12 protein-coding genes and 1 pseudogene are annotated in these 10,824 nt (G+C 69.7%); 5 read left to right on the forward strand and 8 right to left on the reverse strand.

Annotated features, from left to right (window positions below; translation table 11 throughout):
* Both GJ634_RS11520 and GJ634_RS11525 read right to left on the reverse strand, forming a co-directional pair.
* Positions 1-543: sodium:calcium antiporter (locus GJ634_RS11520; RefSeq protein WP_394350894.1), on the reverse strand; the 543-nt coding region annotated here is incomplete at its 3' end.
* Positions 544-598: 55 nt separating this feature from the next.
* The gene (locus GJ634_RS11525; RefSeq protein ID WP_157502913.1) at positions 599-1,516 is read right to left on the reverse strand and encodes an A/G-specific adenine glycosylase; all 918 of its coding nucleotides are present in this window, start codon (positions 1,514-1,516) and stop codon (positions 599-601) included.
* A 99-nt stretch (positions 1,517-1,615) separates the two neighbouring features.
* Here GJ634_RS11525 and GJ634_RS11530 point away from each other — a divergent pair, with 99 nt between their 5' ends.
* Both GJ634_RS11530 and GJ634_RS11535 read left to right on the forward strand, forming a co-directional pair.
* Positions 1,616-1,930: a hypothetical protein gene (locus tag GJ634_RS11530; protein ID WP_157502914.1), complete on the forward strand. Its 315-nt coding sequence runs from the start codon at positions 1,616-1,618 to the stop codon at positions 1,928-1,930.
* A 57-nt stretch (positions 1,931-1,987) separates the two neighbouring features.
* Positions 1,988-2,398 carry a plastocyanin/azurin family copper-binding protein gene (locus GJ634_RS11535; protein WP_157502915.1) on the forward strand — a complete coding sequence of 137 codons (411 nt, stop codon included), beginning with the start codon at positions 1,988-1,990 and terminating at the stop codon, positions 2,396-2,398.
* Here GJ634_RS11535 and GJ634_RS11540 read toward each other — a convergent pair whose 3' ends face one another.
* Positions 2,399-3,775, reverse strand: coding sequence for an aspartate aminotransferase family protein (locus GJ634_RS11540; protein WP_157502916.1), 1,377 nt, complete (start codon positions 3,773-3,775; stop codon positions 2,399-2,401).
* Between the two features lie 61 nt (positions 3,776-3,836).
* Positions 3,837-5,141 carry an MgtC/SapB family protein gene (locus GJ634_RS11545; RefSeq protein ID WP_331714134.1) on the reverse strand — a complete coding sequence of 435 codons (1,305 nt, stop codon included), beginning with the start codon at positions 5,139-5,141 and terminating at the stop codon, positions 3,837-3,839.
* Between the two features lie 89 nt (positions 5,142-5,230).
* Between GJ634_RS11545 and GJ634_RS11550 the strand changes: the two genes are divergently transcribed.
* Positions 5,231-6,376 (forward strand): AI-2E family transporter, encoded by a 1,146-nt coding sequence (locus tag GJ634_RS11550; RefSeq protein WP_157502917.1) that lies wholly within the window; start codon positions 5,231-5,233, stop codon positions 6,374-6,376.
* 1 nt (position 6,377) lies between these two features.
* Here the strand turns inward: GJ634_RS11550 and GJ634_RS11555 are convergent, their stop codons facing one another.
* Positions 6,378-6,620, reverse strand: a complete 243-nt coding sequence (locus GJ634_RS11555; protein ID WP_197425500.1) for a hypothetical protein — start codon at positions 6,618-6,620, stop codon at positions 6,378-6,380.
* A 2-nt stretch (positions 6,621-6,622) separates the two neighbouring features.
* On the reverse strand, positions 6,623-6,901 hold the full coding sequence (locus GJ634_RS11560; protein ID WP_157502918.1) for a PadR family transcriptional regulator: 279 nt from the start codon (positions 6,899-6,901) through the stop codon (positions 6,623-6,625).
* A 173-nt stretch (positions 6,902-7,074) separates the two neighbouring features.
* Between GJ634_RS11560 and GJ634_RS11565 the strand changes: the two genes are divergently transcribed.
* A complete protein-coding gene (locus GJ634_RS11565; RefSeq protein ID WP_157502919.1) occupies positions 7,075-7,320 on the forward strand; it encodes a hypothetical protein in 246 nt (81 codons plus the stop codon).
* 64 nt (positions 7,321-7,384) lie between these two features.
* Positions 7,385-8,977 carry a DASS family sodium-coupled anion symporter gene (locus GJ634_RS11570; protein WP_157502920.1) on the forward strand — a complete coding sequence of 531 codons (1,593 nt, stop codon included), beginning with the start codon at positions 7,385-7,387 and terminating at the stop codon, positions 8,975-8,977.
* Between the two features lie 197 nt (positions 8,978-9,174).
* Here GJ634_RS11570 and GJ634_RS16165 read toward each other — a convergent pair.
* Positions 9,175-10,095: pseudogene (locus GJ634_RS16165) on the reverse strand (mechanosensitive ion channel family protein); the annotation flags it as partial.
* 330 nt (positions 10,096-10,425) lie between these two features.
* The gene (locus tag GJ634_RS15605) at positions 10,426-10,572 is read right to left on the reverse strand and encodes a hypothetical protein (protein ID WP_197425501.1); all 147 of its coding nucleotides are present in this window, start codon (positions 10,570-10,572) and stop codon (positions 10,426-10,428) included.
* Between the last annotated feature and the right edge of the window lie 252 nt (positions 10,573-10,824).

The following is a 10,824-nucleotide window of genomic DNA, read 5'->3' on the forward strand; positions in this document are numbered from 1 at the left end:
CCACTCGCGGCGCGGCCGGACGTTCGGCGCCGGCTCGGGGACGTGCTCGGTGGCGTCCTGCTGGTGGAGGAAGACGTAGAGGCCGTACGTCGCCAGCGGCACGACGGCGAGCGTCGGCGTCAGAATCGCCTCGCGGTTCGTCCCGCCGGGGACGTAGGTCGCGCCGAGCGCGAACACGAGGAACAGCACGAGGATGGAGATGACGTAGAACTGCGCGTCCTTGTGGACGATGTCCCGCGTAGTCGACAGCTCCTCGCTGGAGAACGCCGACAGCGCGGGAATCACGAGGAGGTTGAAGATGGCGCTGCCGACGACGGCGCCGACGCCGAGCGAGAACTCGCCGTGGACGACCGTGCTGATGACGATGGAGCTGACCTCCGGGAAGCTCGACCCGACCGCGACGACGATGGCGCCGTGGACCGCGACCGGGAGGCCGTAGTACTTGCTGAGGCGCTCGGCGGACCGCTCGAAGAAGCCGCTGCCCTTCCAGATGACGGCGGTGCCGGCGACGACCAGCAGCAGCGAGACGAGGAGGCTACGCATCGAACGAGGCGTACACCCGGCCCGCGGTTATGCGTTCCCCTCGCGGAACCCGGTTTCAGTTCGCGAGGCGCGCGACCGTCTCGTCGCCGCGGTCCTCGAGTTCGACGAGGCCGTCGTCGGCGAGGTCCGAGAGGAGGCCGCGGAGCCACTCGCGGCCGGTGTCGCCGCCGTAGTCCACGCGGACTCGCGGCCCGAGCTCGTCGAGCTCGAGCTCGCCGTGTTCGCGGAGCGCGCCGACCGCCCGCCCGCGCTTCTGCCGGCGGCTCCCCTCGAACGTCGACTGCTCGGGGACGTCCGGCGCAGCGAAGTCCCCGGAGGCGTACGCCGCACACCACTCCCGCCACGGACACCCGGCGTCGTCGCAGCTCGGGGACTTCCCGCAGGCCACCCCGCCGAGCTCCATGATGGCGTTGTTCCACACCTCGGACTCGCCGTCGGGCATGAGTTCGTTCGCGGCTGCCTCGAAGGCCGCGTCGTCGTCGGGGACGTCGAACGCGCGGTAGAGCACGCGCTTGACGTTCGTGTCCACGACCGCGTCGCCGTTGTTGAACGCGAACGACGCGACCGCGTTGGCGGTGTACGGCCCGACGCCCATCAGCTCCTCCAGTTCGTCGGGCGTCCGCGGGAACTGGCCGCCGTACTCGTTCTCGACCTGCCGGGCGGCCTCGTGGAGGTACTTCGCGCGGTTGTTGTACCCGAGGCTGTTCGCCGACCAGAACCCGACGACGTCCGCGCGGTCGGCGGCCGCAAGGTCGGCGGTCGTCGGCCACCGGTCGAGGAACGCGTGGTAGGCGTCCTCGACGCGGGAGAGCTGGGTCTGCTGGCTCATCACCTCCGAGACGAGAATCGCGTACGGGTCGTCGGTCCGCCGCCACGGGAAGTCGCGGTGGCCGTCCTCGTACCAGTCGACGAGCGCGTCCCGGACGGCGTCGACGTCGCCGGGGAGCGCGTACTCCCCCTCGGCCTCGGTCATGGCCGGCAGTTGTGCGGTCCCGCGCTTAGGGGTGCTGGTTCGGTGGCGACGCCGCGGACAACGAAAAGGCGTATGCCGGCGCCAGCACACGCCTCGGGTATGAGCCTCGACGACCTCGAAACCGACGTGGAACTGGCGTACGACGACCTCGACGACTACGCGTTCCTCGACCGCGAGAGCCGACAGGAGCTGGCGATGCTCGGCGCCGCCCTCGACGCCGACACCGACGAGCTGCTGCGGCGCGCGATTCACCTGCTGTTCCAGTCGACGACCGAGTCCGGCCGCCTGGACTTCCACCTGCGGTCGACGTACGACGTCACCTACGACGAGTACCTCTCGGGGATGAGCTTCGACGAGATGACCGGCGGCGACCAGTTCCAGCAGCCCGACGACGACCGGCGCTACCAGTTCTGACGCGGCCCGCGGACGGAATGCGGGCGTGTTAAATCCCGGACGCACGGACCCCCTAGTATGCGAGACCGAACGCGACGCGACGTACTGCGCGCGACCGCGGGCATCGGTGCGACCGCCGCCGTGGCCGGCTGCCTTGGCGGCGGTGGCGGCGGCGACGACGAGGTCGACGCGCTGGACGCCCCCGAGGGGACGGAAGTCGTCGAAGTCGGCCCCGACGGGAACTACGTCTTCGACCCCGAACAGCTCACGATAGCGCCGGGGACGACCGTGCGCTTCGTCTGGCTGTCCGCGACGCACAACGTCGCCGTCACGAGCCAGCCGTCCGACGCCGACTGGGGCGGCCACGACACCATCGAGGACCGCGGGTTCTCCTTCGAGTACACGTTCGAGGTCCCGGGCACCTACGAGTACGTCTGCACGCCACACCAGGCGCAGGGGATGACCGGCGAGATCGTCGTCGAGGAGTAGCTACTGGACGTCGTCGCTGTGGCCCGTCGAGGGCCCGGCCTTCGCGACCTTCGGGTCGTCGAGGGCGTCGAGGAAGACGCCCATCGCGACGTCGATCTCGCGCTCGGTGACGTCCAGCGGCGGGAGGATGCGCAGCGTCTTGTACCCGCAGCCGAGCAACAGCAGGCCGCGCTCGAGGCAGGCCTTCACGGCGGCTTCGCGGCGGTCCTTGGTGTCGAACTCGACGCCGAGCATCAGGCCGTTCCCGCGCACGTCCGCGACGAACGGGGGCGCGTCGTCGGCGAGAATCTCTTTCACCTGCCGGCCGCGGTCGGTGACGTTGTCGAGGACGCCGTCGCTGGTGACGGCGTCGATGGTGGCGACGCCCTGTGCGGCCGCGAGCAGGTCGCCCGCGCCCCACGTCGAGGAGAGCCGGCCCGTCTCGTCCGGGAAGAGGTCCTCGTCCGCGATGGTGGCGCCGACCCGCAGCCCCTTCGCCGAGGTGATGACGTCCGGGTCGATGCTGGTGTGGTCGACGCCCCAGAGCTCGCCCGTGCGGCCGAGCCCGGACTGAATCTCGTCGGCGACCACGGGGATGTCGTGGGTCTCCTGAATCGCGGCGATGTCGTCCGCGAACTCCTCGCTGGGCACGCGGTAGCCGCCCTCGCCCTGCTGCGGTTCGAGGATGAGGTAGGCCACCTCGTCGGGGTCGATGACGCCGCGCTTGGGATGGAGTTTGTCCGCGACGACGTTCCCGCCGGGGCCGTCGGTCTTCCAGCCGCACTCGCAGTCGCCCTCGCAGGAGCAGTACGGCGCGGAGACGACGCCGCCGATTTCGGGATAGCCCGTGCGGTGGACGGCCTTCGAGCGGTTCAGCGAGAGCGCGCCGAGCGTGCGCCCGTGGAACGCGCCGTCGAACGTGAACGCGCGGTGGCCGCCGTTCGCGTAACAGATCTTGATGGCGTTCTCCACCGCCTCGGCGCCCGTGTTCGAGAGGAAGACCGTGTCGAGGCCGTACTCCTCGGTGATGTCCGTGAGCCGGTGGAGCAGCTGCGTCGACGTCGGAACGTCGGCGTCCTCGGGCGGCCAGCCGCCGCTCGCGTAGAAGTCCTGGCCCGCGATCTTCGAGGGGTCGACGACGTCGAACTCCTCGAGGCGGTCCATGATCTTCGGGTTGTTGTAGCCGAACGGCGCGGCCGCGACGTGGCTCGTGAAGTCCATGAGGACGTTGCCGTCGACGTCGCGGCAGAACGGGCCGGCGGCGTCCTCGGTGATGTCCCAGACGAACTCGTAGACGTACGTGCTGGGGGCGGCGTGCTCGTGGTGGTAATCGACCCACTGCCGGGCCTTCTCGCCGGGTAGGCTCCGGACGCTCGGCTCGGCGGTCTCCCTGTCCATGGTACGTAGTGGCCGGGCTGCGGACAAAAGCGATTCGTTACGGTTCCAGCAAAACCTACCGCTAGAGGGCGACCGCGGCGGCCGTGAGGCCGCCCGCGACCAGCAGGACCGCGCTGTACCCCGCGACGCGGTACGCGAACGACCGGTTGTCGCTGGTCGCCGTCAGCGCGACCTTCACGCCGATGGACGAAGCGGTGGCCAGCAGCACGGCGACAGTGGCGGCGGTCCCCGAAATCGCGCCGGTGCGGTAGAGCACGATGGCCGAGGTGGTCGCGCCCGCGCTCGACACCAGCCCGGAGAGAATAGCGGTCGCGTAGAGGCCGGCCGAGCCGAACTGGGTCTGCGCGAGCCCGCCCGCGACCACGACGACGAGGAACATCGCGCCGAACGCGAGCGCATTCCGCATCGAGAACGGGCTCTCGAGGTCCATCTCGACGCGCGTCGACCAGTCCGCGGTCGCCGCGGCGACGCCGACGCAGCCGAGCACGATGACGAGCAGCGGCACCGTCGCGGAGGCGAGCACGCCCGTCGAGAGCGTGAACACGACGACGATGAGGAGGTTCCGGAGCGCCATCGCGGCGTTCGCCAGCAGGACGCCCGCGACCGCGTACGACGTCGCCTCCGCGCGCTGGCTGACGTGGTCGAGCATCGTCCCGACGACCGCCGTCGAGGACGCCAGCCCGCCGAAGAATCCCGTGACGGCGATGCCGCGGCCGCCGTACGTCTTCACGACGACGTAGTTCACGATGCCGATGCCCGCGACGAACACCACCATCAGCCAGACGACGCGCGGTTCGACTTCGACGGCGTACCGCCCCGTCCCGAGCCCGACCGTCCCCTGGGGGAGCAGGGGGTAGACGACGAACGCCAGAATCGCGAACTCGAACGTCGAGCGCAGCTCCTCCCGGGAGAGCCCCCACGCGAACCCGTGGAGCTCGCGCTTGAACACCAGCAGCACGGAGCTCGTGACGGCGACGACGGTCGCCGGGAGCACCGCGTCGACGGCGACGAGCACGCCGACGCCGTACGCCACCATCAGGCTCACCGCCGTCGTCAGGTGGAGGCCCTCGTCCTCGTCGCGCATCCCCGAGACCATCAGCACGCCCGCGACGACGATGACGAACGCCGCGCCCACCACGGAGAGGTACGGCGGGCAGACGCCCGCGGCGTCCGCGCAGCGGGCCGTGTCGACCTCCGTGAAGATGGTCGCGAGCACGCTGACGAGCGCGAACGTGCGGATGCCGGCGGCCTTCTGGGACCACTCGCGCTCGAGCCCGATGAACAGCCCGAGCGCGACCGACAGCGCGAGCCGGACGACGCGGCTGTCCACGGGGACGTCGGCCAGCAGGTCGATGAATCCGGGCACTCTCTGGCGTTCCTCGCGGGCCGGTAAAAACCTGCGGGCTCCCGCGGGGCGGCGAATCTTTTTGCGTCGGCGCGTCGGAGTTGTACGGTATGGACGTCGACCGCGGCCGGCTCGCGTGGTGGGTCGTCGCCGCCGTGCTCAGCGGCGTGCTCGCGTTCACCGTCTACTCGTTCCTCGGGACGGTGGTGCTCGGCGTGTTCGTCTACTACGCCACCCGGCCGGTGTACCGCCGCCTCGAACGCTGGGTGCGCCAGCCGACGGTCCGCGCGGTGGTCGCGCTCGTGACGCTCGCGCTCCCCGCGATGCTGGTGGTCGCGTACACCACCGCCGTCGGCCTCCAGGAGCTCGACCGGTTCGTGGACGCCCAGAACGTCGACCTCGGGCAGATCGGCACGCTGCTCGAACCGTACCTCGACGTCTCCTCGGTCGTCCAGGACCCGCAGGCGTTCCTGAACCAGCCGTCCGTGCAGGACGCGCTCGCGGCGTCCGCGAGCAACGCCCTGGGGTACCTCGGCTTCCTCGCGACGCTGTTCGTCCACCTGTTCGCGGTCGTGGTCGTCGCGTTCTACCTGCTCCGGGACGACCACCGCCTCGGCGGCTGGTTCCGGCGCCGCTTCACGGACGGCGACGGCGTCGCGGAGGCGTACGCGCGGGCGGTCGACCGCGACCTCTCGACGGTGTTCTTCGGGAACATCGTCTTCGCGTTCGCCACCGGCGTCATCGCGGCGGTGTCGTACGCGACGCTGGACGCGTTCGCGCCCGCCGGCGTCGCCATCCCCTACCCGGTGTTGTTCGGGCTGGTGACGGGCGTCGCCAGCCTCGTCCCCGTCGTCGGCATCAAGCTCGTGTGGATTCCGCTGGCGGGGTGGCTCGCGGTCGCCGCGTTCCGGAGCGGCTCCGGCTACGGGTTCGTCGCGGTGTTCGTCGCGGTCGCGGCAGTGGTCGTGGACTTCGTGCCGGACCTGCTGTTGCGGCCGTACGTCTCCGGCCGGGACATCCACCTCGGGCTGGTGATTCTGTCGTACGTCTTCGGGCCGCTGCTGTGGGGGTGGTACGGCCTCTTCCTCGGGCCGCTCGTGCTCGTGTTCGTCGTCCACTTCGCGCGGCTCGTGCTCCCGGAGCTGCTCGCGGGCGAGCGGATTTCGCCGGCGGCGCTCGGCGGCGACGTCGTGACCGGTGACGACGGCGAACAGACGGAGGTCTCGGCGTTCGGCGACGAGTCCGGCGAGGAGTGAGTTACTGCTCTTCGAGCTGGCTGCCGTCGCGGGGACAGTACGCGAACTCCGGGTCGCGGGTGCGGAACCCGCAGTCCGGGCACTCGTACACCGGGGGTTCCTCGGTCTGCCGCCGGAACAGCAGCGGGACGAGCGGCACGGCGAGGAAGAAGACGGCGACGTCGAAGAGCACCCACGCCGCGACGCTGACCGCGAGACTCGCGAGCACGCCGACGGCGGCGGTGGCGGTCCGCGAGGAGACCACGGCTACTCGAGGTCGACGTACTGCTGTTCCCACTCGCGGCGCGCGGCGATCTCGCGTCGGCCGCGGCGGGTGAGGGTGTAGTAGTTGGTGCGCTGGTCGAGCTGGCCCTTGTCGACGAGGCCCTTGTCGACGAGGGTGTCGAGGTTGGGGTAGAGGCGGCCGTGGTGGATCTCCGACTCGTAGTACTCCTCGAGTTCTTCCTTGATGGCGAGGCCGTGTGGCTCGTCTAGTCCGGCGACGACGTAGAGGAGGTCGCGCTGGAACCCTGTCAGGTCATACATATGTCCTACTCTCGTTACGTCTTTCGTCTCGGAAAGCATAAGCGTAGGGGATTAGCGTGCCGAGCGGCGGGAACGCCCCGGCCTGTATCGAGGTGACATGTCGGATACGCTGACTCGCAGTCGCCGCCCGCCGTCCCGCGAGTTTTATGCCGGCCGCCCCGCGACACGGCCACATGGCCGGCGCGGACGCCCACGACCTCGCGGACGTCTCGCCGACAGCGTGGCGGCTCCTCCGGGTCGCCGCCGGCTTCAGCCAGCGCGACGTCGAGCGCGAGGTCCCGGACCTCCGGCAGGCCCACGTCTCGATGCTGGAGGGCGGCCACCGCGGGCTCTCCGGGGACCGCCTGCGCGACCTCTTCGCGCTCTACGAGACCGAGCTCGACGACGAGCAGGTCGCGGCAATCGTCGAGCACTTCTGAGCCGCCGCCCCGAGAGTGAATCCGTTAATCATTAAAGATAGCAGTAGCGACTGCCGCTGTATCAATGATACAGCTCGACGTGCGCTCGACTCGCGGCCGGCTCGCGGTGTTCGCGTTCGCGCTCGCGCTCACCGCGGCCATCGCGCTCGCACCGACCCCCGCCGACCTCGGACTCGAAGGGAAGTACGCCATCGCCACCATGGCGTTCGCCGCCGTGCTCTGGGTGTCCGGCGCGCTCCCGCTGGCGGTCACCGCGCTCTCGATCCCCGTCCTGCTCACCGGGCTCGGCGTCTTCGACACGCTCGACGCCGCGCTCTCGCCGTTCGCCGACCACCTCATCTTCCTCTTCGTCGCGGGGTTCATGCTCGCGAACGCCCTCCAGAAGTACGACATCGACCGCCGCATCGCGCTGTACATCATGGCGCGCATGGGGTCGAGCCCCCGCAGGCTCATCCTCGCGGTGATGCTCGCGACCGCGGTCCTCTCGATGTGGGTGTCGAACACCGCCACCAGCGCGATGATGACGCCCATCGCGGTCGGCGTGCTCGCGCAGGTCGTCGGCCGCGAGGAGCTCTCCGAGGTCGGCGACGGCGACCCGACGACGAACATCCAGGTCGCGACCCTGCTCGGGACCGCCTACGCCGCCAGCGTCGGCGGCGTCGGCACGCTCATCGGGACGCCGCCGAACGCCGTCGTCGCCGGCGTCCTCAACGACCAGCTCGGCTACGAGATCGGGTTCGCCGACTGGCTGCTCATCGGCATCCCCATCGTCGTCGTCACCCTCCCGCTCGTCTGGTACGTCCTGACGTACTGGCTGTTCCCGCCGGAAGTCGACGACGTCAGCGACGCCCGCGAGGAGGCGCGCCGCTACCTCCGCGAGGAGGGCGACCTCGGCACGCGCGGCCGCCGCGTCGCGTACATCTTCACCGCGACGGCCGGGCTGTGGGTGCTCGGCGGTCTCGGCGGCCCCGTCTGGTGGCTGTTCGAGACCGTCGGCCTCGGCACCGACACCGCGAACCTCCTCCACACCACGCTGTTCGGCGGCAGCGGCCCGACGCTGTTCGGCACCGAGGGCGGCTACCAGGGGCTGCTCTACTACGTGATGGTCGGCCTCTACGCCATCCCCGCGCTCGTGCTCGCGGACACCGCCGAGTGGGAGGACCTCGTCGACATCGACTGGGGGACCATCCTCCTGTTCGGCGGCGGCCTCTCGCTGGCGTCCGGGTTCGCGAGCAGCGGCGCAACGCGCTGGATCGCCGAGTCCATCTTCGGCTCGCTCACCGGGCTCCCCATCGTCGCCATCGTCGCGGCCGTCGTCCTGCTGGTCATCTTCCTCACGGAGATGACCTCGAACACCGCCACGGCCACCATCATCGTGCCCGTGCTCGTCTCCATCGGCGGCGTCCTCGCCGGGACGCTCGGCCTCGCCGAGGAGTCCGCGGCCATCTTCCTCTCTGTCAGCGGCGCCATCGCCGCGAGCTTCGCGTTCGCGCTCCCGGTCGCGACGCCGCCGAACGCCATCGTGTTCGGCTCCGGCTACCTCGAACAGCGGGACATGATGCGCGCGGGCGTCGTCCTCAACTTCCTGATGACCGCGGTGCTGACGGTGTTCATCTGGCTGCTGTTCAAGTTCGTCTGGCCGATGTTCCTCTGGTAGCGCGGCGCGACGACGCCACTCTGTTCTCTGGCTTCTACCGGCCGTCGCGACGAGACTGGTTCTGCCGAGTCGACGCTAGCGCGGCGTCTCCTCGGACTGCTCCCGTCCGTCGGCGCCCGGGAGCTGTCGACCACGCGGAAGCCGTCGTCCTCGTGGCGCCCAGTGAGTTCGCGCTGGGGGAACGGAATCTTCACGTCCTCCCGCTCGAAGGCGGTTTTGACGGCGTAGATGACCGACTGGGCGGCGCGCCACTTCCGCTGCGGCGTCGGGTCGTCGATCCAGACGCGGGCTTCGAGGACGACCGCGGAGTCACCGAAGCGCACCGGCAGTACCTGCGGGGCGGGCTGGCTCATGATCTCGTCGAGGTCGCTGATCGCCTCACGCGCGATGGCTTCGGCGCGCTCGGGGTCGACGGCGTAGTCGACGCCGACCTCGACGGTGTGGCGGAGTTTCCCCTCGTCGCTGCGGTTGATTATCGTGCGGTTGCTGACCGCTTCGTTCGGCAGGACGACGTGTTCGCCGTCGAGGTTCCGGAGCCTGACGTGGTTGATAGAGATCTCGGTGATGAACCCCTCGTGGTCGCCGATGCGGACCCAGTCCCCGATTTCGAAGGGGCGCGAGAGCATGAGGACGAAGCCGGCGAGAATCGAACCGAGCGTGCTCTGGAACGCCAACCCGAGGATGATGCCGAGGACGCCCGCGCCCAGGAGGAGGTCGCTGATTCGGATGCCCCAGAGGCCGAGCGTCGCGACGGCCGCCGCGACGTAGACGACGACCTGACTGATGTAGAAGAAGATTCGGCGTTGGTGCTCGCTCGTTGCACGACCGTTCGAGCGGCCGCTGCCGAGAAGGACGCGCCTGACGACTTGCGTGAGCGCGTGGGCGGCCGCGAAGGTGAAGACGGTGACGAGGACGCGAAGCGCCGCGTTCACGCCGACCTCCAGCACGCCCGTCATCGAGACTAACGCGCCGGTCGCTCCCCACTGCTGCACGAGGACGACCCCGACGACGCCAGCGAGGAGCAGCAGCAAGATAGAACGCGCGAGCCTGGCGTTCACCGCCCGGAAGCGTGCTTCGAGCTGCGCCCCGACGTACCAGATGCCGACGCCGACGAGCATCGCCGCCGCGACGACCGCCAGCGTCTCGTCCACCGGGATGCCAGACTGCAGCGGCGTCAGCGACGCCGTACCCGTGTACTCTGTCACGTGGCTACCTACGAAGTACACCCCGTTAAACTACCGACAGTCTCGGCGGCGATTCGGCGAACGAGTTCGCGGCGCCGCCGCTTTCGAGCGCAGTGCAACGGAAAAGGATGCGGGGCCGGAAAAGCCGGCCCCGCAGCCGCCCTGAATTGGTCCCCGCTGACGCTTCGGCCCTCCAAAGCGAAGCGTCACCTGATGCAAAACGGGCGACGATAATAAATGTATCCCCGTCCGAAACTGCTGCCGCTACATGTGCTCTTCTTCCAACGCCCAGCCGAGCGCGCGCCGGTAGTGCGTGAACATCTCCCGGACGCCCTCGTGGTTCATCTCCTCGGACTCGAGCTGTTCGACGAGGAACTCGTACTGCTCGCGAATCTCGTCCTCGCTGCGCATACCGGTCGTTCGGCGGCCGGCCGTATCAAATGCCGGCACGCGCCGCTCGCTCCCGTCAGTCGCAGCCGTCGCAGAGGAACGCCCACAGTTCGGCGGTGGAGCGCTCCGGCTCGTCGAGGTTCGATGCGTGACCGGCCTCCGACACGTCGACCGCGCGGACCGGGGGACCGTCGGCCGCGACCTACGCGTCGCCCACCTCCGTCGCCTTCTCGGCGGTCAGCGGCTGCCTGCTCGCGAGCGCGACGTCGAACG

Origin of the sequence: Halobacterium sp. CBA1126 (assembly GCF_009741975.1) — an archaeon.
Taxonomy (GTDB): Archaea; Halobacteriota; Halobacteria; order Halobacteriales; family Halobacteriaceae; genus Halobacterium.